Source organism: Streptomyces sp. NPDC058274, from assembly GCF_042881375.1.
Taxonomy (GTDB): Bacteria; Actinomycetota; Actinomycetes; order Streptomycetales; family Streptomycetaceae; genus Streptomyces.
This window is the reverse complement of record NZ_JBHVXW010000002.1, coordinates 102,981-123,629: the sequence shown is the minus strand read 5'-3', so window position 1 is coordinate 123,629 and position 20,649 is coordinate 102,981. Positions and strand designations below refer to the sequence as shown.

The 20,649-nt window shown below is 71.5% G+C and carries 23 protein-coding genes and 1 tRNA gene; 7 read left to right on the top strand and 17 right to left on the bottom strand.

Annotation, left to right across the window (positions count from 1 at the left end):
* Positions 1-67: 67 nt before the first annotated feature.
* The gene (locus ACFVYF_RS05035) at positions 68-2,602 is read right to left on the bottom strand and encodes an MFS transporter (RefSeq protein ID WP_389450939.1); all 2,535 of its coding nucleotides are present in this window, start codon (positions 2,600-2,602) and stop codon (positions 68-70) included.
* Positions 2,603-2,615: 13 nt separating this feature from the next.
* Entirely contained in the window at positions 2,616-3,122 is a 507-nt protein-coding gene (locus ACFVYF_RS05030) for a MarR family winged helix-turn-helix transcriptional regulator (protein WP_389450936.1), read from the bottom strand.
* Between the two features lie 296 nt (positions 3,123-3,418).
* Here ACFVYF_RS05030 and ACFVYF_RS05025 point away from each other — a divergent pair, with 296 nt between their 5' ends.
* Complete coding sequence (locus ACFVYF_RS05025) at positions 3,419-3,616, top strand: hypothetical protein (protein WP_389450933.1); 198 nt, start codon at positions 3,419-3,421, stop codon at positions 3,614-3,616.
* A 25-nt stretch (positions 3,617-3,641) separates the two neighbouring features.
* On the opposite strand, the gene ACFVYF_RS05020 is transcribed toward ACFVYF_RS05025, so the two are convergent.
* The 9 genes from ACFVYF_RS05020 to ACFVYF_RS04980 all read right to left on the bottom strand — a co-directional run bounded on the left by ACFVYF_RS05020 (position 3,642) and on the right by ACFVYF_RS04980 (position 9,669).
* Positions 3,642-4,409 carry a hypothetical protein gene (locus tag ACFVYF_RS05020; RefSeq protein ID WP_389450930.1) on the bottom strand — a complete coding sequence of 256 codons (768 nt, stop codon included), beginning with the start codon at positions 4,407-4,409 and terminating at the stop codon, positions 3,642-3,644.
* Between the two features lie 38 nt (positions 4,410-4,447).
* Entirely contained in the window at positions 4,448-5,335 is an 888-nt protein-coding gene (locus ACFVYF_RS05015; protein WP_389450927.1) for an RNA polymerase sigma factor SigF, read from the bottom strand.
* Positions 5,336-5,579: 244 nt separating this feature from the next.
* Positions 5,580-6,599 carry a SigB/SigF/SigG family RNA polymerase sigma factor gene (locus ACFVYF_RS05010; RefSeq protein WP_389450924.1) on the bottom strand — a complete coding sequence of 340 codons (1,020 nt, stop codon included), beginning with the start codon at positions 6,597-6,599 and terminating at the stop codon, positions 5,580-5,582.
* A 202-nt stretch (positions 6,600-6,801) separates the two neighbouring features.
* Entirely contained in the window at positions 6,802-7,095 is a 294-nt protein-coding gene (locus ACFVYF_RS05005; protein ID WP_389450921.1) for a Dabb family protein, read from the bottom strand.
* Between the two features lie 59 nt (positions 7,096-7,154).
* Positions 7,155-7,334: a hypothetical protein gene (locus ACFVYF_RS05000; RefSeq protein WP_383287984.1), complete on the bottom strand. Its 180-nt coding sequence runs from the start codon at positions 7,332-7,334 to the stop codon at positions 7,155-7,157.
* Positions 7,335-7,942: 608 nt separating this feature from the next.
* Positions 7,943-8,027: transfer RNA gene (locus tag ACFVYF_RS04995), tRNA-Ser, on the bottom strand.
* Positions 8,028-8,089: 62 nt separating this feature from the next.
* Entirely contained in the window at positions 8,090-8,521 is a 432-nt protein-coding gene (gene tadA / locus ACFVYF_RS04990) for a tRNA adenosine(34) deaminase TadA (protein WP_389452068.1), read from the bottom strand.
* A 187-nt stretch (positions 8,522-8,708) separates the two neighbouring features.
* On the bottom strand, positions 8,709-9,260 hold the full coding sequence (locus ACFVYF_RS04985; protein ID WP_389452065.1) for a hypothetical protein: 552 nt from the start codon (positions 9,258-9,260) through the stop codon (positions 8,709-8,711).
* Between the two features lie 226 nt (positions 9,261-9,486).
* On the bottom strand, positions 9,487-9,669 hold the full coding sequence (locus ACFVYF_RS04980) for a hypothetical protein (RefSeq protein ID WP_389450917.1): 183 nt from the start codon (positions 9,667-9,669) through the stop codon (positions 9,487-9,489).
* Positions 9,670-9,841: 172 nt separating this feature from the next.
* Between ACFVYF_RS04980 and upp the strand changes: the two genes are divergently transcribed.
* Positions 9,842-10,477 (top strand): uracil phosphoribosyltransferase, encoded by a 636-nt coding sequence (gene upp, locus ACFVYF_RS04975; protein WP_389450914.1) that lies wholly within the window; start codon positions 9,842-9,844, stop codon positions 10,475-10,477.
* A gap of 12 nt (positions 10,478-10,489) precedes the next feature.
* Here upp and ACFVYF_RS04970 read toward each other — a convergent pair whose 3' ends face one another.
* Both ACFVYF_RS04970 and ACFVYF_RS04965 read right to left on the bottom strand, forming a co-directional pair.
* A complete protein-coding gene (locus ACFVYF_RS04970) occupies positions 10,490-11,146 on the bottom strand; it encodes a LytR C-terminal domain-containing protein (RefSeq protein WP_389450911.1) in 657 nt (218 codons plus the stop codon).
* A 98-nt stretch (positions 11,147-11,244) separates the two neighbouring features.
* Positions 11,245-11,541 (bottom strand): type II toxin-antitoxin system VapB family antitoxin, encoded by a 297-nt coding sequence (locus ACFVYF_RS04965; protein WP_003999914.1) that lies wholly within the window; start codon positions 11,539-11,541, stop codon positions 11,245-11,247.
* A gap of 160 nt (positions 11,542-11,701) precedes the next feature.
* On the opposite strand from ACFVYF_RS04965, the gene ACFVYF_RS04960 reads away from it, so the two are divergent.
* Positions 11,702-13,324, top strand: a complete 1,623-nt coding sequence (locus ACFVYF_RS04960) for a helicase HerA-like domain-containing protein (protein WP_389450908.1) — start codon at positions 11,702-11,704, stop codon at positions 13,322-13,324.
* Between the two features lie 202 nt (positions 13,325-13,526).
* On the opposite strand, the gene ACFVYF_RS04955 is transcribed toward ACFVYF_RS04960, so the two are convergent.
* From ACFVYF_RS04955 to ACFVYF_RS04940, 4 genes are all read right to left on the bottom strand, one after another.
* Positions 13,527-13,673 (bottom strand): hypothetical protein, encoded by a 147-nt coding sequence (locus tag ACFVYF_RS04955; protein ID WP_389450905.1) that lies wholly within the window; start codon positions 13,671-13,673, stop codon positions 13,527-13,529.
* A 93-nt stretch (positions 13,674-13,766) separates the two neighbouring features.
* Positions 13,767-14,153, bottom strand: a complete 387-nt coding sequence (locus ACFVYF_RS04950) for a hypothetical protein (RefSeq protein ID WP_389450902.1) — start codon at positions 14,151-14,153, stop codon at positions 13,767-13,769.
* A 102-nt stretch (positions 14,154-14,255) separates the two neighbouring features.
* Positions 14,256-14,939: an HdeD family acid-resistance protein gene (locus tag ACFVYF_RS04945; protein ID WP_389450899.1), complete on the bottom strand. Its 684-nt coding sequence runs from the start codon at positions 14,937-14,939 to the stop codon at positions 14,256-14,258.
* Positions 14,940-15,176: 237 nt separating this feature from the next.
* Positions 15,177-15,767 carry an HhH-GPD-type base excision DNA repair protein gene (locus ACFVYF_RS04940; protein ID WP_389450897.1) on the bottom strand — a complete coding sequence of 197 codons (591 nt, stop codon included), beginning with the start codon at positions 15,765-15,767 and terminating at the stop codon, positions 15,177-15,179.
* 150 nt (positions 15,768-15,917) lie between these two features.
* Between ACFVYF_RS04940 and ACFVYF_RS04935 the strand changes: the two genes are divergently transcribed.
* From ACFVYF_RS04935 to ACFVYF_RS04920, 4 genes are all read left to right on the top strand, one after another.
* Complete coding sequence (locus ACFVYF_RS04935; RefSeq protein WP_389450894.1) at positions 15,918-18,326, top strand: penicillin acylase family protein; 2,409 nt, start codon at positions 15,918-15,920, stop codon at positions 18,324-18,326.
* Positions 18,316-18,942 (top strand): GNAT family N-acetyltransferase, encoded by a 627-nt coding sequence (locus ACFVYF_RS04930; protein ID WP_389450892.1) that lies wholly within the window; start codon positions 18,316-18,318, stop codon positions 18,940-18,942. The genes ACFVYF_RS04935 and ACFVYF_RS04930 overlap by 11 nt, the downstream gene beginning before the upstream one ends.
* A 9-nt stretch (positions 18,943-18,951) precedes the next feature.
* On the top strand, positions 18,952-19,431 hold the full coding sequence (locus tag ACFVYF_RS04925; protein ID WP_389450889.1) for a cupin domain-containing protein: 480 nt from the start codon (positions 18,952-18,954) through the stop codon (positions 19,429-19,431).
* A gap of 110 nt (positions 19,432-19,541) precedes the next feature.
* Positions 19,542-20,456, top strand: coding sequence for an SDR family NAD(P)-dependent oxidoreductase (locus tag ACFVYF_RS04920; protein WP_389452062.1), 915 nt, complete (start codon positions 19,542-19,544; stop codon positions 20,454-20,456).
* The last annotated feature ends 193 nt before the right edge of the window (positions 20,457-20,649 follow it).

Sequence of the window (20,649 nt, the reverse complement as noted above, 5' to 3'; positions counted from 1 at the left end):
CGGAAAAGAGCCGGCCCGTGGGGACGCACCTCCGCTCGGAGCGCGTCCCCACGGGCCGGGGTCCGAACTACTCGCCGGGGTGGGCGAGTTCGATGTCGTGGCCGTCGGCGCCGCGGCCGTCGACCGTCAGCGAGGTGGCCACCGGCGGGTAACCCGTCGCGATGACGGTGTACTCGCCGCTGTCCAGGTCGGTGAAGGCGTACGCGCCGTCCGCGCCGGTCCGCGCCGTGCCGACCACGTTGCCGGCCGCGTCGACCAGGGTGACCCGCGCGTCACCGAGCGGCCCGCCCGGTGCCCGTACGACACCCTGGACCTGGGCGCCCGAGCTGAGCTCGACCTCGACCCGGGTGACGCCGGTGCCGCCGACCTCGACGGGCACCGCGCTGGGCCGGTGCCCGGCCGCGTTCACCGCGACGGTCACGGAGCCGGGGACCAGCTCGGCGAACGTGAACTCGCCCTGCGCACCGGTGGTCCCGGTGGCCAGCACATCGCCGCGCACGTCGGTCACGATGACCATGGCGTTCTTGACCGTGATCCCGGTCTCGGCGGCGCGGACGACACCGCTCAGCCCGCTCGTGCCGCTCAGCAGGATGTCGTACGCGAGCGGCTCGCCGTTCACCACGATCGTCGCGGCCTGCGGCTGGAAACCGTCGGCGGAGGCGATCAGGACGTACGAGCCCGCGCCGGGCGCGTCCACCGCGTAGGCGCCGTCGGTCTGCGCGACCGACCGGCCCAGCTGGCGTCCCGCGAGCGAGATCAGCGTGACCGCGGCCCGCGGCACGGGCGCGCTCTCGGCACCGCGGACATGGCCGCGTACCGCGATTCCACCGGACATCGGTGCGGTCTCCCTCTCCACAGTGGCGACGGCCGCGAGCTGCTGCGTGCCGTCGGGGCCGGACTCGGCACCCGTCCCGGAGACGGCCCAGCTGGGGACCTTCTCCTCGGTGACCGGGGCGGTGACCGGGGTGGTGACCGGGGCGGCGGCGGCCGGAGCCTCGGCGGCTGCCTCCGCGGCCTGCGCCAGGCCGCCCGAGGTCCGCAGCGGGACCTCCTTGATGAAGATCGTCACCAGGAAGGCGAGCAGCGCCAGCGGCGCGGCGATCAGGAACACGTCCGCGATGCCGTGGCCGTACGCGCTCTCCATCACGGTGCGCAGCGGCCCGGGCAGCGTGTCCATGTCGGGGATGGAGCTGCTGGAGCTCGAACTCGCCGCAGCGGCCGCGTACTTGGGGTCGAGGTGGACGAGCCCGTCCTTGGCGTAGTCGGTGATCCGGTTGGCCATGACCGCGCCGAGCGCGGAGACGCCGACGGCACCGCCGAGGGACCGGAAGAAGGTCACCGTGGAGCTGGCCGAGCCGAGGTCGGCCGGGGCCACCTGGTTCTGCGTGCACAGCACCAGGTTCTGCATCATCATGCCGATGCCGAGGCCCATCAGCGCCATGAAGATCGCGATGTGCCAGTACGGGGTGTCGTAGCGGATGGTGCCGAGCAGACCCAGCCCCGCGGTCACCAGGACACCGCCGGCGAGCAGCCATGCCTTCCAGCGGCCGGTCTTGGTGATGACCTGGCCGGAGACCGTCGAGGAGAGGAACAGACCGGCGATCATCGGGATGGTCATCACGCCCGACATCGTCGGGGACTTGTCGCGGGCCAGCTGGAAGTACTGGCTGAAGAAGACCGTGCCGGTGAACATCGCGACACCCACGAAGAGCGAGGCGAGCGACGACAGGGTGATGGTCCGGTTGCGGAACAGCCGCAGCGGGATGATCGGCTCGCGGGCCTTGGACTCGACGAGGATGAACAGCAGACCGAGGACGACGGATCCGCCGACCATCGCGTACGTCTGCCACGAGACCCAGTCGTACTTGTCACCGGCGAAGGTGACCCAGACCAGCAGCAGCGAGACAGCGGCGGAGATGAAGAACGCGCCGCCCCAGTCGACCTTCACGTCCCGCTTCACGACGGGCAGGTGCAGGGTCTTCTGCAGCACGATCAGAGCGATCACCGCGAACGGCACACCGACGTAGAAGCACCAGCGCCAGCCGAGCCACGAGGTGTCGGTGATCACGCCGCCGAGCAGCGGGCCGCCGACGGTCGCGACGGCGAAGGTCGCGCCGAGGTAGCCGGAGTAACGGCCGCGCTCACGCGGGGAGATCATCGCCGCCATGACGATCTGCGCCAGGGCGGAGAGACCGCCGACGCCGATGCCCTGGACGACCCGGACGGCGATCAGCATGCCCGCGTTCTGCGAGAGACCCGCGACCACAGAGCCCAGAACGTAGATGATCAGGGCTATCTGGACGAGAGCCTTCTTGCTGTACAGGTCGGAGAGCTTGCCCCACAGGGGTGTACTCGCGGTCATGGCCAGCAGCGAGGCGGTGACGACCCAGGTGTAGGCGGACTGGCCGCCGCCCAGGTCGCCGATGATCTCGGGGAGTGCGTTGGTGACGATCGTCGACGACAGGATCGCGACGAACATGCCGAGCAGGAGCCCGGAGAGGGCTTCCATGATCTGCCGGTGCGTCATCGGAGCGCCGCCGCCGGAGGGCCCACCCCCGTGCTTGGCGTGAGCCCGCACACCGGCTGGTGTGGTCGTTGCCATGGGCTTCCTTTTCTTACGTGCTTGATGCGGGTGTACGGGTGGTCAGTTCTGTCGCATACGAGTGCGGGGGCGCGGGCCGCGGCGCCGCGGAACGGCAGTCGCCGAAGCTCTCCCGCAGCCGGGCCATGAGCGCGATGAGCAGGCCGACCTCGTCGTCGGACCAGTGGCTCAGCCGGTCGGCCAGGAGCCGTGACGTGCGCAGCGAGAGCTCGTCCAGCTGCTCGTGCCCCACGGCGGTGAGCCGCAGGATGCGGGAGCGCTTGTCGGCGGGGTCGGGGGACCGTTCGATCCAGCCCCGCGCCGCGACGTGCGCCACATGGCGGCTGGTCACCGACATGTCCACGGACAGCAGCTCGGCGAGCCTGCTCATCCGCATGTCGCCGTGCCGGCCGAGGAGCGTCAGTACGGCGGCGGCTCCCGCCGGGCAGTCCTGCGGCAGGATCCGCCCCAGGTCCCGCTTCACGGCACCGATGGCACTGAGCTGACGAGCCAGTTCCTCGTACTGCGCCTGCCCGGCCATCCACCCTCCCGTATTCGTTGCTTTGGGCAACCATAAAATCAGTTGGTTGCCGCAGGCAAACTAAAAAGTGGATGAGAGCCTAAAAACTTGGCAAAGGCACGTATGGGCGAACGTAAACCCGCAGGTGGGGAGGGGTGGTGGCGTCCGAGAGGCGTCCGGGGACCTGTTCGGCGAGCGCGGCGGCCCTCCGTCGGCCTGCTCGGCGACGGGCGGCGAGACCGTTCAGGGCGAACGGAGGCACCGGAGCGGCGCCCCGCACTTGGGCAACCGTCACGCGTTCGCTAGGGTCCTGCCCCATGGCAAACACCCAGGGCCCCGAGGGCAACTACGACCCCGCGGGTAGCACCCAGATGTTCCGAGCGTTCGTCGACGAGGCGCCCCAGGGCCGGCAGCAGCAGGCCGCCGCCCCCTCCGGGCCCCGCGTCGGCCTGATCATCGGCGTCGTAGTCGCCCTGGTGGTCGTGGCCGCCGTGGCCTGGCTCGCACTCTCGTAAGAGGGCGCCCGCCCGGCGCTGCGGGCTACTCCCACCGGACGGACACGTCCCGCGTCTCGATGTGCATGCCCAGCGGCACCCGCCACGCGTCGACGCACACCGTCCAGGTCCTGTCCTTCTTCACGCCGGCGGCGATCGGCGCGGGCAGGTCCTCGGTGGACTCGATCGTCGCCCAGTCGATCCCGAGCGCCCCGATGATGTGCGTCCCGAAGGTCACCGTGCCCGAACGCACCGCCGTACCCCCGGTGTTGCGGAACGAGACGGTGACCTCCTCGCACCACCGCTTGTCGGTGGCCGCCCGCTCGGGCTCGCCCACGCTCAGTGCGGCGGGGCCGGCCGGGGGCTTTGCCGGGGCTCCGGTCGCCGTACCGCCGCCGGAACCTCCGCTCGTACCACCGGAGTTGCCATGGCCGGCCGAGGGTGACCGGGTGGCCGACGCACCGCCGCTTGTGGCATCTGCGCCGGCGGGGGCGCTCACGGACGTCGAACCCGAATCAGGGGCCGACGTCGAGGTCGTGGCCCGCGACCCCGAACTCCCGCCCCTGGCCGACTCGTTGACCCCTGATGGGCCGGCGTCACCGTCCCCGTCCAGTGGTGCCAGCGAGACCTTCCCGGTCGGGGCCATCACCGCTCCGGTCGCCAGGGGCGTGCCCCCGGCGGCACCGACCGCGACATAGCCGCCACCGCCGCCACCGCTTCCGCACGCGGCCAGCGCGGTACCCAGACAACAGACGACGGCCGCCGAGGCGCCCAGCAGGGCACCCCGGCGACCGTGTATCAACCGTCGACGCATCGCGCCAGTGTGGCTGACGATCCGTCAATTATGAACCCTCAGTCGGAGATGAGGCCTTCCCGCAGCTGGGCGAGGGTGCGGGTGAGCAGCCGGGAGACGTGCATCTGCGAGATGCCGACCTCCTCGCCGATCTGCGACTGGGTCATGTTCGCGAAGAAGCGCAGCATGATGATGCGGCGCTCGCGGGGCGGGAGCTTGGCCAGCAGCGGCTTGAGCGACTCGCGGTACTCGACGCCCTCCAGGGACGGGTCCTCGTAGCCGAGGCGGTCCGCGAGGGAGCCCTCGCCGCCGTCGTCTTCGGGGGCCGGTGAGTCGAGCGAGGACGCCGTGTACGCGTTGCCGACCGCCAGGCCGTCGACCACGTCCTCCTCGGACACGCCCAGGACCACGGCGAGTTCGGCGACGGTGGGCGAGCGGTCCAGCTTCTGGGAGAGCTCGTCGCTGGCCTTGGTGAGGGCCAGCCGCAGCTCCTGGAGGCGGCGCGGGACGCGGACGGACCACGAGGTGTCGCGGAAGAACCGCTTGATCTCGCCGACGACCGTCGGCATCGCGAACGTCGGGAATTCCACGCCGCGTTCGCAGTCGAAGCGGTCGATCGCCTTGATCAGGCCGATGGTGCCGACCTGGACGATGTCCTCCATCGGCTCGTTGCGGGAGCGGAAGCGGGCGGCCGCGTACCGGACGAGCGGGAGGTTCAGCTCGATGAGGGTGTCGCGTACGTAGCCGCGCTCCGGGCTGTTCTCGTCCAGTGCGGCGAGCCGCAGGAACAGGGAGCGGGACAGGGTGCGTGTGTCGATGGCTCCCGAGACCGGGACGGCCGGGACGGCTTCCTGGTCCGGGAGAGCCGGGACGTCGTGAAGCGCGTCGGGCGCGGATTCGCTCTTCGTGAGCGTGAGCACCTTCGAGCTGCCCTGGTCTGCGGACATGCCACCCCCTTTGGGTCGCGGACGGTCGCGGCGGACGCTCCCGTCGGAGGAACGCAGCCTCCACCTGAATACCGGAGGCGAGGCCGCGGCAAACGCGCTTCCGGGAGAATGTCACATGTCGGCAACACGCTGTAGTGACATGTCGACATGGAGCAGCTGAATCGGCCCTGGAAAGAGGGGGTCTGACGGATTTTCAGCGCTGAACTGTCGGAAAAGTGCCCGCTGAGCGATTAGCTCTCTTCGGTTACGCCTCGATCCTGTTTGCGGATCGAAGACGCGCGAAGCTACGGGCGAGCAGCCTTGACACATGCATCTGGGAGACACCCAGTTCGGCGCTGATCTGCGACTGCGTCAGATTGCTGTAGTAGCGCAGCAGCAGGATCCGCTGCTCGCGCTCGGGCAGTTGTACGAGCAGATGCCGTACGAGGTCGCGGTGTTCGACCCCGTCCAGCGCCGGGTCCTCGTAGCCGAGCCGGTCGAGCAGCCCCGGCAGCCCGTCACCCTCCTGGGCGGCTTCCAGGGAGGTCGCGTGATAGGAGCGGCCCGCCTCGATGCAGGACAGCACCTCCTCCTCGGTGATGCGCAGCCGCTCGGCGATCTCGGAGGTCGTGGGGGAGCGCCCGAAGGCGGTCGTCAGATCCTCGGTCGCGCTGTTCACCTGCACCCACAGCTCGTGGAGCCGGCGCGGGACGTGGACCGTGCGGACGTTGTCGCGGAAGTACCGCTTGATCTCGCCGACGACGGTCGGCATCGCGAAGGTCGGGAACTGCACGCCCCGGTCGGGGTCGAAGCGGTCGATGGCGTTGATCAGGCCGATCGTGCCGACCTGGACGACGTCCTCCATCGGCTCGTTGCGGGAGCGGAAGCGGGCGGCCGCGTACCGCACCAGCGGGAGGTTCGCCTCGATGAGCGCTCCACGCACCCGGCCGTGCTCCGGGCTGCCCGGCTCCAGGTTCTTCAGCTGCCCGAAGAGCACCTGGGTGAGCGCCCGGGTGTCGGCGCCCCGGCGCTTCTCGGGGGCGGGGGCGGAGGGCTGGGCGGGGGTGGACGGGGTCGCCGCGGTGGTCGGCGTCTCGAGCGTGGAGGGCTGGGCCTGGGCGGAGACGGGCGGCTGGACGGGGGCGGAGGACTGGACGGGGGTGGAGGACTGGACGGGGGTGGTGGAGGACGGTTCCTGGGAGGGCCCCGGCTGGGGCCGGGACAGGGTCTCGGCCTGCGACTGGGCTGGGGCTTCCTCCTGGGGTGGCGCAGTACTGGCCGACACGGTCAACGCCACCTCTTCATCCGTCAACGATCCGTCGACGTATCCGTCAACTCATCCGTCAAAAGCGGTCATAGCATCACAAGACATGTGCACTGTGTGCAAGCACCGCATAACACCGTGTTGACGGTCAGTTGGGGCATTTGACGCAAAAAGGCCCTTCGCCGGTTGCGGCGAAGGGCTCCGAAAGAGGAGGGCGTGAGGCTCAGAACGGGTAGTCGGCGATCACCCACGTGGCGAACTCCCGCCACAGGGCGACACCCGCCTGATGGGCCGGGTGCTCCAGATACCGCTTCAGCGCATCGGTGTCCTCGACCGCCGAGTTGATCGCGAAGTCGTACGCGATCGGCCGGTCGGTGATGTTCCAGTCGCACTCCCAGAACGTCAGCTCCGGGATCTGTCCGCCGAGCGCGCGGAAGGCCGCGACCCCCTCGACGACGCGCGGGTCGTCGCGCTGGACGCCCTCGTTGAGCTTGAAGAGGACCAGATGGCGGATCACGGGCGCTCCCAGGGGTTCACGGCGGGCGGCCGCCCAGCTCCGGGGTCTGCTTCCGGGCTCTAGTTCTTGGCTCCGTCGGCGATCCACGTCATGAAGTCGCCGACGGCCTGAGCGGCATTCGAAATGCCCTCGAACCCTATCTGGACGTAGTCCGCGGCCTTGGCCGGGTCCGTGATGATCACATAGAGCGCGAAGACCACGAGTACGTAGACGGCGATCTTCTTCGAATTCACCGCCACCGCGGCCTCCCCTGTGCCTGCTGTGTCCGCTGCGCCCGCGTGGGAGCCCTGTTACCGGCGGTGAGTGTATCCCGGGCAGGTGTTCGGACACCCGAAAAAGATCACGTATCCGCCGTCTCCTCACCACGCCTTTAGGGACCAACGGCCTGGCGGCCGAGGCCCTTTGCCGGACCGTACGGACCGGCGCGGGCGGCAGGATGGAGGTGAGCCCGGGCGGATCCGGCAGGAACCCCCGGGCCGGGACGGACCCGACTGCGGGTCCGCGTCGCAGGCTTCCCCCAGAAGGCGACGCGGACTTGAGGGCCCGGCCCGCGCCGGGGGAAGCGGCTGTCCCCCCGTATGCCGCTTCCCCCGACGCCTCGTGGGTGCGAGAGAGCCCCGGCGCCGAGCGGAGCCGGGGCTCGTCGCCGTCGTACGTTGCCGTCTTGGGCCGGGGCTCGTTTGCCGTTGTACGGCTGGGGCTCGTCGCCGCCTTGGGCCGGGGCTCGTCGCCCTCGTACGGCGGGGGCTTGTGGCCGTGGTGCGGCCGGGGCTTGTAGCCGTAATACGTCGGTCCGGGGCCGGAGCAGCAGGAAGGGCCCGGTTCAAAGAACCGGGCCCTTCTCAAGCGGTAGCGGAGGGATTTGAACCCTCGGTGACTTGCGCCACACTCGCTTTCGAGGCGAGCTCCTTCGGCCGCTCGGACACGCTACCGAGGGAGACTTTACCCCACGGTGGGCCGTGCTCCGAAATCCGTTTCCGCTGCCCTCACGAGGTCAGCGGGCGCGGAAGAAATCGGTGAGCAGCCGGGCGCTCTCGGCCGCGAGAACCCCCTCGATCACCTCGGGCCGGTGGTTGAGCCGCCGGTCGCGTACGACGTCCCAGAGGGAGCCGGCCGCGCCCGCCTTCTCGTCGCGCGCGCCGTAGACGATCCGGTCCACCCGGGACTGCACGAGCGCGCCCGCGCACATCGTGCAGGGCTCCAGGGTGACGACGAGTGTGCAGCCGGACAGCCGCCACGCGCCGAGCTCCGCGGCGGCCCTGCGGATCGCGAGGACCTCGGCATGCGCCGTCGGATCGCCGGTGGCCTCGCGTTCGTTGTGCGCGGCCGCGAGCACCGTCGTGCCGTCCGGGGACAGCACGACGGCGCCGACGGGAACATCCCCGCCCCGGACGGCCGACCGGGCCTCGTCCAGGGCGAGTCGCATCGCGTCCCGCCAGCGGTCGCGTACCGGATCCGCCGGGTCCGCCGGATCGGGCTGAGACGTCTCGTCTGTGCTGCTCACCCGGGGAACCTAGCGGACAGGACCGGCGGTCGGGACCGGCCGACGGGGCTGGTGGAGGGTTGACGGACCGGACTGCGGACCGGACTAGCGGACCGGACTGCGGACCGGACTAGCGGACGGTCTCCAGGACCTCCGCGGCTCCCAGGGCATCGGCGATCGTGTTGAGCGCGTCGCCCTCGCCGAGGGCGAGCAGTTCCTTCTCGCTGACGCCCAGGTCGGCGAGGACCTCGCGGTCCCCTACCGGGCCCTGCGGCACGGCCTCACCGGACGTGACGTCCTCGTCCTCTTCCTCGTCGGAGTCCGCTTCGTTGTCGGGTTCACCGTCCTCCGTACCGTCGAGATCGAGGGAGTCCAGGTCCGGGACGTCGTCGTCGCCGGGCTCCCTTCCGAGCAGTTCGTCCGTGAGCAGGATCTCGCCGTACGAGCTGCGGGCTGCGGCTGCGGCGTCCGAGACGTAGATACGAGGGTCCTCCTCGCCGTCCACGCGGACGACACCGAACCACCCGTCCTCCTGCTCGATGAACACGAGAACCGTGTCGTCGTCGACCGAGGCCTCGCGGGCCAGGTCGGACAGATCCGACAGGGTCTCCACATCGTCGAGCTCTGTGTCGCTCGCTTCCCACCCGTCTTCGGTGCGCGCGAGCAGTGCGGCGAAGTACACCGTGACTCTCCCACTGGTCATAGGTGTGCCGGTTGGAGGTCCCCCCGGCGGAGGCTGTGGGCGGGAGTGCTGCTGCCAGCCCCACCCACTCGGAATCGTGGCAGAAACAGAGCGTTCAGGGGACGTCTTCGGCCTGCTGTGTCTGCCTCTTTTGATCGCTACCAGCGGGATCGTACGCGGCTCGCGGCGCCGTATCCGCACGTGACCGCTCCCGGACGGGCCGCGGCTACCAGCGGAAGGTGCGCATGCGCATGGCGTGACGCAGGCGAGCGGCCTTGGCGCGGCGCGGCTGGACCCGCTCGCGCAACTCGCGCGCCTCGGTCAGCTCGCGCAGGAACTGCGCCCGGCGCCTTCTGCGCTCGGCCTCGGTCTCCCGCTGCTCCAGGGAGTCGTCGTCCCGCTCCGGCATAGGTACACCACCCCAGGTCCGTCCCTCCCACTTTCCCCCTGATGAGGGGTTTGATGCCAGCGCACGGGTGAGCGCGGGGAGCCGGCGTTTGCGGGACGCGGTGGGGCGCCGGCCAGGGCGGGTACGGGCACGGGCAGCGGGCGGCGGGGAAAGCCCGGTTACTGTTGTGGGCATGCGTCTCCACGTCGTCGACCACCCCCTGGTCGCCCATAAGCTCACCACGCTGCGCGACCGCCGCACCGACTCCCCGACCTTCCGGCGGCTCGCCGACGAGCTGGTCACCCTGCTCGCCTACGAGGCCACGCGGGACGTGCGGACGGAGCAGGTCGACATCGTGACCCCGGTCGCCTCCACCACGGGCGTCAAGCTGTCCCACCCGCGCCCGCTGGTCGTGCCGATCCTGCGGGCCGGCCTCGGCATGCTCGACGGCATGATGCGGCTGCTGCCGACCGCCGAGGTGGGCTTCCTCGGCATGGTGCGCGACGAGGAGACGCTCGAGGCGTCCACGTACGCGACCCGGATGCCGGACGACCTCTCCGGGCGCCAGGTGTACGTCCTCGACCCGATGCTGGCCACCGGCGGCACCCTCGTCGCGGCGATCCGTGAGCTCATCAAGCGCGGCGCGGACGATGTGACGGCCGTGGTCCTGCTCGCCGCCCCCGAGGGCGTCGAGGTCATGGAGCGCGACCTCGCGGGCACGCCGGTCACCGTCGTCACGGCGTCGGTCGACGAGCGGCTCAACGAGCACGGCTACATCGTCCCGGGCCTGGGCGACGCCGGGGACCGTATGTACGGAGCGGCCGAGTAGGCCACCCTCGCGTCAGCAGGTCTTCTTCGTGGTGGAGGGCGTCGGCTGGGGCCTGGCCAGGACGGCCAGGGCCTTCTCGGCGTCCTCCTTCGTCGTCAGCTCCTTGAAGCCGGCGCCGATGATGAGGTCGACCTCGGTGGTCTTGTCCCGGCCGTCGGTCTTCACTTCCGCGCCGGAGAGCTGGGTGTTGAGCACCGGCAGCGCGGCCGAGTAGGCGGCCTTCGCGCCGAGGAGTATCCCGGGGCCGTCGACCTTCTTGTCGTACGTGTCCGTCGCGTTGCCCACGTCGCCGATGCGGAAGCCGCGCTTCTTCAGCTCGTCCGCGGTCTCCTTGGCGAGCCCGCTGCGGGGTGTCGCGTTCAGGACGTTGACGGTGATCTGGTCCGGCTTGGGCAGTGATCCCGCCGTCGCGGACTCGGTGGACGTCGTGGCCGAGGGGCTCGCCTTGGTCGCGCAGACGGCCTTGGATCCCGCCGCCGTGGCCTTGTCGCCACCCGTGAAGACGTCGATGAGCTGCAGGGTTCCCCAGCCGATCAACCCCAGCGCGGCGGTGGAAGCGATCACGAGGAACACCAGCCTGCGGCGCCCCCGGGGTCGGCGCATCCGCGGGTACTTGTCCCCCGTGATCCGGTACTGGCCGCCCATGCCTGGGGGAGTCAGCATGCTCATGAGCGCAGCGTAGTGCGACTTGGCGACGATAACTACTAAATGATCATTGCCCGGCGCTCAGTCCAACCCAAAAGGGTCAACGGGCGGGCGGTCGGGCCTCAGTCCAGCTCGAGCACGCGGGCGTGGAGGACCTGGCGCTGCTGCAGCGCGGCGCGGACCGCTCGGTGCAGTCCGTCCTCCAGATAGAGGTCGCCCTGCCACTTCACGACGTGCGCGAAGAGGTCGCCGTAGAAGGTGGAGTCCTCGGCGAGGAGCGTCTCCAGATCCAGCTGGCCCTTGGTCGTCACGAGCTGATCGAGGCGGACCGGGCGCGGCGCGACGTCCGCCCACTGCCGGGTGCTTTCCCGGCCGTGGTCGGGGTACGGCCGGCCGTTTCCGATGCGCTTGAAGATCACACGGAAAGCCTACCGGTCAAGACCTTCCGGGCGCAGCCATGGCGACGGAGTGCGACGCTGGAAAAGACGTCGTAAATCCGGGCAAACCGGTTACTGTCCGTGGTTCCCAGGAACCCGCCGGGGACGCTCGAACGGGGACAACCGGGAACAGGGGCCTGACATGAGTGACAGCGAGACCGCGTCGGCGGCGTCCCCGGCAAGCGCACCCGAAGGAGTGGGCCCCACCCCCGCGCGGCCTGCGGAAGTCCAGGAGATCGCCGCCGGATACGCGTTCTCCGGCCCCGCCCTCGATCTCGGCGCCCTGCTCTGGGACGGGCAGTGCCTTCCGGACGTACAGATCCGCATTCCGCTGCCCATGCTCAACCGCCACGGACTGGTCGCGGGCGCCACCGGCACCGGCAAGACGAAGACCCTCCAGCTCGTCGCCGAACAGCTGTCGGCCCAGGGTGTTCCGGTGTTCCTCGCGGACATCAAGGGCGACGTGTCGGGTGTCTCCGCACCCGGCGAGGCCGGTGCGAAGGTCCAGGAGCGCGCGCGGGACGTGCGCCAGGAGTGGACGGCGACGGGATTCCCCGCGGAGTTCTACGCGCTGGGCGGCCTGGGCCACGGGATCCCCGTACGCGCCACCATCACCAGCTTCGGCCCGGTGCTGCTGTCCAAGGTGCTCCAGCTCAACCAGACCCAGGAGCAGTCCCTCGGCCTGATCTTCCACTACGCCGACCAGAAGGGCCTGGAGCTGGTCGACCTGAAGGATCTGCGCGCGGTCGTCACCTTCCTGACCTCCGACGAGGGCAAGCAGGAGCTGAAGGGGATCGGCGGGCTCTCGTCCGCCACGGCGGGCGTGATCCTGCGTTCCCTGACCGCCTTCGAGGCGCAGGGCATGAGCCCCTTCTTCGGGGAGCCGGAGTTCGACACCAGCGAACTGCTGCGGACGGCGTCGGGCGGTCGCGGCACGGTCTCCGTACTGGAGCTGCCCGAGGTCCAGGACAAGCCGCAGCTCTTCTCGACGTTCCTGATGTGGCTGCTCGCCGACCTGTTCCACGACCTCCCCGAGGTCGGCGACGTGGACAAGCCGAAGCTGGTCTTCTTCTTCGACGAGGCGCACCTGCTCTTCAACGACGCCTCGAAGGCGTTCCTGGACTCCATCACGCAGACCGTCCGGCTCATTCGCTCGAAAGGGGTCGGCGTCTTCTTCGTGACGCAGACCCCGAAGGACGTACCGGCCGATGTGCTCGGCCAGCTCGGCAACCGGGTGCAGCACGCGCTGCGCGCCTTCACCCCCGACGACCAGAAGGCCCTGAAGGCCACGGTGAAGACCTTCCCGAACTCCGCGTACGACCTGGAGGAGGTCCTCACCGGCCTTGGCACCGGCGAGGCCGTGATCACCGTCCTCAGCGAGAAGGGCGCACCGACGCCGGTCGCGGCGACGCGGCTGCGGGCGCCGGAGTCGCTGATGGGTCCGGTGGATCCGGCGGCCCTGGACCAGGCGGTGAAGGCCTCCTCGCTGTACGCGCGGTACGCGGAGGCGGTGGACCGCGAGTCGGCGTACGAGAAGCTCACCGCCCGCGAACAGGCGGATCAGGCGGCGGCCGCGCAGCAGGCCGCCGCGCGAACCGAGCAGAAGGAGCGGCCCCGGCAGAGCCGGCAGGCCAAGGGGGACGGCTCGGTGGTCGAGCAGGTGGTCGGCAGCGGCATCTTCAAGTCCCTGGCCCGTTCGGTGGGCACGCAGATCGGGCGGGAGATCACGCGCTCGATCTTCGGGACGGCACGGCGCGGGCGGTAGCGGCCTGCCGCACAGCCCTGTCCGCATCAGCGGTTGCGGCCTGCCGCACAGCCCTGTCCGCATCAGCGGTTGCGGGCTGCCGCACAGCCCTGTCCGCATCAGCGGTTGCGGGCTGCCGTACGGGCGGCCATTCCGCCGGCGCCGGCGGGTGTGAATCGCCGTACGGGCGGCCGCCCCCGTCCAGGGGTGGCCGCCCGCATGGTCAGTCGCGCGCCTGCTCCTTCGGGGGCGGGGTCTCCTCGCGTTGCTCGGCCGGTGCGGGGCGGGGCTCCGCCTTCGGTTTGGGCGCGTTGCGTACGCCTTCCGCGCGCAGCAGTGCCTGGAGGACCGCGTAGGGGTCGTTGGCCATGGCTGTGTCCTTGTCCTGAGTCTTGAGTCCTTGAGTGGGTCACTTCGTGACTTCGTGACTTCGTGACTTCGCTGATGAGGGCGGGCCGGCCGCTCAGCAGCGCAGGACCACACAGCGCAGGACGTGCAGGGCAAGGGGGTACGGCGGCGGGGACGGTACGGGGAGGGGAGGGGCGGCCGGTTCGCGGTGCCCGGCGTCGGGGGCGGGCGCGGGGCGCAGCGGGGTGAGCGGCCGGTGGCCCTGGCGGACCGGCGGGCGCAGGGCCGTGTCGAGTACGTCGTGTTCGGCGCCGCCCGTCTCGGCGGCGATGCCGGCGGGGACGGCGGCGAGTGACTCGGAGTGCGGACCCGCCGCCAGCAGCGCGACGACCAGCAGGACGAGGAAACGCAGCCAGGCGGCCCCGGAGACACCGGCGCGAGCCCCTCCCCGCGCCCGCGCGCACTGGCGCAGCGGGTGCGGTGGACGCGGGGTGGGGCTCATGAGACGTCATGTCCCCATCGGGAGCGGGGGTTTCATCGGTTCGGCCACGAGATCCGCTCTCTTGGCGTACGGGCCGGGCTTGCGGTTGACGTATCGGGTCCGTCAGACGGTGTGCGGGATGTGCTGTGCGCGTCCGTGGATCCGGATCGCGGTGATGATCTCGGTGATGCCGACCGCGAGGAGCCAGCAGCCGCCGACGACGGTCAGCACGGCGACCGATTCGAACGGGGAGACGATCAGCACGACCCCGGCGAAGAAGCTGATGACGCCGAGGAGGATCTGCCAGCCGCGGGCCGGCACGTTCGGGTCGGACGCGGCGGCCAGGGTCTGTGTGATGCCGCGGAACAGCCAGCCGATACCGATCCACAGGGCCAGCAGCAGAATCGACTGCATCGCTCCGCGGAAGCAGAACAGGCCCAGCAGGATCGACAGCACGCCGCTGATGAACGCCATGACCCGCAGCGAGGTCGCGGCGTGCGTCCCGAAGGCGGAGACGAGTTGCAGCACCCCGCTGACGAGCAAGTAGAGCCCGAAGAGCACGCCGGCCGCGAGGAGCGTCGCCTTCGGCCAGGCCAGGATCATGATCCCCAGGACCAGCGCGGCGATCCCGGCGACCAGGACGGCCTGCCAGGCGGCGCGGGAGAGGAAGTGCAGGGGGCCCTCGAAGCCTCCGAAACCCTCGGAGCGGTCCGGACCGCCGGGGTGGTCGCCGCGTGGGTCGCGGGACGCGTGGACCCGCCGGTCGTCGTACTCCGGACCCTGTGAACCGTTCGGTACCTCGGTCATGTCTCATGGTCCGACCGGGCGCGGGGGGTCTGCCACTCGAGACGGCCAGGCGACTGACGCGGGCCTCGGCCCGGGACGGCCAGGCGACTGAGGCGGGCCTCGATCCGGGACGGCCGGCGACTGGCGCGGGCCTCGATCCGGGTCGGCGACGTCTGCGTGGCGGCTACTTGCGGCCCGGGTGGGTGGCGTCTGCGTGCCGGCTGCTTGCGACCCGGGTCAGCGTCGTCTGCGTGGCGGCTACTTGCCGGCCTTGGCCGCCTTCGCCGCCGCCTTCATCTCCTGCTTGTGCGCGCGCACCTTCACCAGCGACTCGGGACCGGTGATGTCGGCGACGGACCGGTACGCCTTCGGCTCCCCGTACGCTCCCGCGGCCTCACGCCAGCCCTTGGGGCGTACGCCGAGCTGCTTGCCCAGGAGGGCGAGGAAGATCTGCGCCTTCTGGGTCCCGAACCCGGGCAGGTCCTTCAGCCGCCGCAGGAGTTCCTCGCCGGTCGCGGCGTCCTGCCAGACGGCGCTCGCGTTACCGCCGTAGTGCTCCACGAGGTACTGGCAGAGCTGCTGGATCCGTTTGGCCATCGAGCCCGGGTAGCGGTGCACGGCCGGCTTGTCGGAGAGCAGCGCCGCGAAGGCCTCGGGGTCGTGCGCCGCGATCTCGTGCGCGTCGAGGTCGTCCCGTTCCAGCCGCCGGGCGATGGTGTACGGGCCCGCGAACGCCCACTCCATCGGAACCTGCTGGTCCAGCAGCATCCCCACGAGCGCGGCGAGCGGACTGCGGCCCAGCAGCTCGTCCGCTTCCGGCTGCTGGGCGAGGTGAAGAGTGGCGTCCATGCCCCGATGATCGCCCGCCCGCGCGTGTGCCGCCTCTTCGGGCTCTTCGGGCTTTTCGTGCTCCACGCGCGTGTGCCGCCCTGCGCGCTGTTCGGGCTTTCCGGCGCACCAAGTTAGGTTACCCTTACCTAAAATGAGTGGGGATGGACCGTGACTGCCGAGATCTACCGTGACGACTGGGGCATCCCCCATCTGCGGGCGGCCAGCCCGCGCGAACTCGCCCGTGCCCAGGGCCGGATCACCGCGGTGGACCGCGCCTGGCAGCTGGAGGTGGAACGGCATCGCGCGCAGGGCACCTCGGCCGCGTTCCTCGGCGCCGCGTCCCTCGACTGGGACCTCTTCGTGCGCCGCGCCCGGCTCGACGACACCTCCAGACGTTGTTTCGCGGCGCTGGAGGAGCGGGACCCGGAGACGGCCGACTGGCTGCGGGCGTACGTCGACGGTGTCAACGCGGGCCTGGCCGAAGGCGCCCGCCGCGCACCCGAGTTCGGGGCCGCCCGGCTCGCCCCCGGCCGCTGGGAGCCGTGGACCCCGCTGGGCGTCTGGCTGAGCGCCCACATTCTGTTCGTGGGCTTCCCGGCCAAGCTGTGGCGCGAGGAGGTCGTGCGGCGGCTCGGCCCGGACGCGGTCGGGCTCTTCGCCGCCGACGGGCCGGACACGGTCGGCAGCAACGGCTGGCTCGTCACCGGCGAGCGCACCGGCACCGGCCGGCCGGTCATCGCGGGCGACCCCCACCGCTACATCGAGGACCCCGGCGTCTACCAGCAGATCCACCTGGCCTGCCCCGAGTTCGACGTCGTCGGCCTCGCCGTACCCGGCGTCCCGGGCATCGCCCACTTCGCCCACACCGGCACGGTCGCCTGGGCCATCACCAACGCGATGGCCGACTACCAGGACCTCTACCGCGAACGCCTGCGGCGCACCACGGCCGGCGTCGAGGCCCTCGGCCCCGACGGCGTATGGCGGCCGGCGACCCGCCACACCGAGACCGTCGAGGTGGCGGACGCGGAGCCCGTCGAGGTCGAAGTGATCGAGACGGAACGGGGGCCGGTGGTCATTGGGGAGCCCGGGGCCGTCTTCGGTGGGTCCGGGGTCGTTGTCGGTGGGTCCGGTGCCGTCTTCGGGGAGTCCGGCGCCGTCGTCGGGGAGTCCGGCGCCGTCGTCGGCGGGTCGGGAGCCGTCATCGGGGAGCCCGGTGCCGTCGTCGGTGGGTCCGGGGTCGTTGTCGGTGGGTCCGGTGCCGTCTCCGGGGAGCCCGGTGCCGTCTTCGGGGAGTCCGGGGCCGTCGTCGGCGGGTCGGGAGCCGTCATCGGGGAGCCTGGAGCCGTCGTCGGTGGGTCCGGAGCCGCCACCGAGGAGGCCGGGGCCGTCATCGGCGGCGACGGGGAGGAGGCGGCCATCAGCCTCCGGTATCCGCCCCGGGTCACCCACGACCTCGGCTTCAGCGCGCTGCTGCCGCTGCTGCGCGCCCGCACGGTGGCCGACGTGGACCGGGCGCTCGACCGGTGGGCCGAGCCCGTGAACGTCGTCCAGGCCGCCGACACCGAGGGCGGGCTGCTGCACCGGGTCGCCGGAAAGGTGCCGGTGCGCCACGCGGACAACCGGACCCGGGTGGTGCCCGCCTGGGTGCCCGGCCACGAGTGGCGGGGCTGGCACGAGATGCCGTACGGGACCGTCGACGACGGCATCGCCGTGATGGCCAACCAGCGCGGCCCGTCGACCCCGCTCGGCGTCGAGTTCGCCCCGCCGCACCGCGCCGCCCGCATCCACGCCCTGCTCACCGCCCAGGAGACCTGGTCCGCGCCGGAGATGGCGGCCATCCACATGGACACCCATCTCGCCTCCGCCGCACCCCTGTTGGCCCGCCTCGACGCCCTCGACGAGAAGGCGCTGACTCCCCGGGCCGCCGCCGTACGGGCCCGACTCCTGTCCTGGAACCGGCATATGGACGCCGACAGCACCGACGCGGCGACGTACGCGGCGGTGCGCGGTGCGGTCGTACGACGGCTCGCGGCGCACCCCGCCCTGGCGTGTCTGACCGACCCGCCCGCGTACCCGGGGATCTTCCGCCCCTGGCTCGCCCTCACCCCACGCGTCGGTTACGCGCTGGAAAACCTGCTGGGCGCACGGGAGTTGTACGGCATCGACCGTGCCGCGCTCGTGCAGGAGGCCGTGGAGGAGGTGGCGGCGGCCGCAAGCGCCGGGGACGGCACGCGGGATCCGAGCTGGGGAGACACGCATCGTCTCGCTCCGTGGCGGGCGCTCGCCTCGGCCCCGTACGACGAACCGCGTCTGTCCGGGGATCACGACTGCGTGCTGTGCACCTCGGCCGTCCCCGGGGTGACGGACCGCGCCGCGCGGGGCCCGGCCGCGCGCTACGTATGGGACCTCGCCCGCCGTGACGACAGCCTCTGGGCCGTCCCGCTCGGCGCCTCGGGCATCCCCGGTTCGCCCCACCACCGCGACCAACTCCCCTTGTGGCTCAAGGGAGATCTCGCTCCGGTCGTCACCGACTGGAGCCTGCTGCGCCCGCTGACGAAGGAGAACGATGACCACTGAGCCGTACGCCCCTGCCCGCGAAGCCGTCCACGAGCAGTCGGTCGAGGGCTTCGGCTCCGTGCGCATCCTGCCCCTGGACCCGCACGCCGACCTGGACGTCGTGCACGGCTGGGTCACCGAGGAGCGCGCCGTCTTCTGGGGCATGACCGGGTTCACCAAGGAGCAGGTCCTGGAGACGTACGTCCAGCTGGACACGCTCGACACCCACCACGCCTTCCTCGCGGTCATGGCCGGCGAACCGGCCGCGCTCCTGCAGACGTACGAGCCGGAGGCCGACCGGGTGAGCGAGTGCTACGAGGTCGAGCCGGGCGACATCGGCGCCCACGTGCTGATCGGACCGGCCGGACCCGGCGGGGCGCGGCCCGGTTTCTCCGCCGCGCTGCTGACCGCGTTCATGGCGTACCTGCTGACCGGCCAGGACCGCCGGCGGGTGGTGGTCGACCCCGACGAGCGCAACGAGAAGGCGATCGCCCGATTCGCCCGGCACGGCTTCGAGCCCGGGCCGCTGGTCGTCCTGCCCGAAATCGATCTCCCCGACGTCCAACTGCCCGAGAAGCGCGCCCGACTCGCCTTCCTCACCAGGCAGACGGCCCACGCCCGGGCCTCTGCTCAGTAGCCTGGCCGGATGACGCCCGAAGATCTCGTCGCGCACTACGGTCTGGAGCCGATCCCCCAGGAGGGGGGCCTCTTCCGGCAGACGTGGGCGGGTCCCGAGCGGGCCGACGGCCGCCCCGAGGGAACCGCGATCGTCGCCCTTCTCACCTCTGCTCCCGGCGACTTCTCGGCCCTGCACCGGCTGCCGACGGACGAGGTCTGGCACTTCTATCTCGGCGATCCGCTGGACATGCTGCTGCTCGCCCCGGACGGCACCGCGCGCACGGTCGTCCTCGGACCCGATGTACTCGGCGGCCAGCACCCGCAGTACACCGTCCCCGCCGGCACCTGGATGGGCGCGCGGGTCGCCGGGGACGGGTCCTGGGCGTTCTTCGGCTGCACGATGGCCCCCGGGTTCACCTACGAGGGCTACGAGCACGGGGACCGCGCCGAGCTGACCGCCCGCTATCCCGCCGAGGAGGCGCGGATCACCGCGCTGAGCCGCCCTTGACCGCGGCCGAAGGTCTCCTCGCCGGCCAAGTGGCCCTGGTGACCGGCGCCTCGGGAGGGATTGGGCGGGGGATCGCGCTGCGGTTCGCCCGGGCGGGCGCGGCGGTCGCGGTGCATTACCGCGGCGGGTCCGCGTCCGCCTCCGCGTCCGCCTCCGCCTCCGCCTCCGCGTCCGCGTCCGCGTCCGCCTCCGCCTCCGCCTCCGCGTCCGCGTCCGCCTCCGCCGATGAAGTGGTCGCCGAGGCGCGGGCCCTGGGCGTCGAGGCCGTCGCCCTGCGAGCCGATCTGACGGACGAGGACGCCTGCCGGCGGCTGGTCCGGGAGGCGGCGGAGTGGGGGCGGGGGCTGAGACTTCGGCACGGCGTGGGTCCGGCGGGCGGTGCCGGGCTGACCGCGCTGGTCAACAATGCGGGCGTCCAGCCCACTCAGGCGCTGCCCGGTATGACCCTGGCCGACTGGAAGGCCGTCGTCGACACCAACCTGTCGAGCGTCTTCGCCTGTACGCAGGCGGCCGCGGAGGTCATGAGCACGGGTGGTGGCGGCAGGGAGAGTGCGGGCGGTGTGGGTGGTGGCGGCAGGGTGAGTGCGGGCGGTGTGGGTGGTGGCGGCAGGGTGAGTGCGGGTGGTGTGGGTGGTGGCGGCAGGGTGAGTGCGGGTGGTGCGGGTGGTGGCGGCAGCGTCACGCACATCGCGTCCATCGAGGCGACCCACCCCGCGCCGCTCCACGCCCACTACTCCGCCGCCAAGGCGGCCGTCGTCATGCACGCCCGCTCGGCGGCCCTGGAGTACGGCCCGCACGGTATCCGCGTCAACACCGTCTCGCCCGGCCTGATCGACCGCGAGGGCCTGGCCGAGGCATGGCCGGAGGGCGTACGGCGCTGGCAACAGGCGGTTCCCACCGGCCGCCTGGGCCGCCCCGAGGACGTGGGCGACGCCTGCGTGTTCCTCGCCTCCCCGCTGGCGTCGTGGGTCACGGGACACGACCTGGTGGTCGACGGCGGGGTGTCGGCGCGGCCGACTTGGTAGGGCGCCCGGCCGCAGTGACTCGCCCCGCGTGACCTGCCGAGGTCGTCCCGCCGGTCCCGGGTGAGATCCGCCCGCCCGGTCCGGCGAGGTTGGGGAGCTTGTCCCGCTCGTCCCGGGTGAGGTCCGCCTGCCCGGTCCGGTGAGGTTGGGGAGCGTGTCCCGCCCGGCCCGGTGAGCGCGCGACGGCGCACGT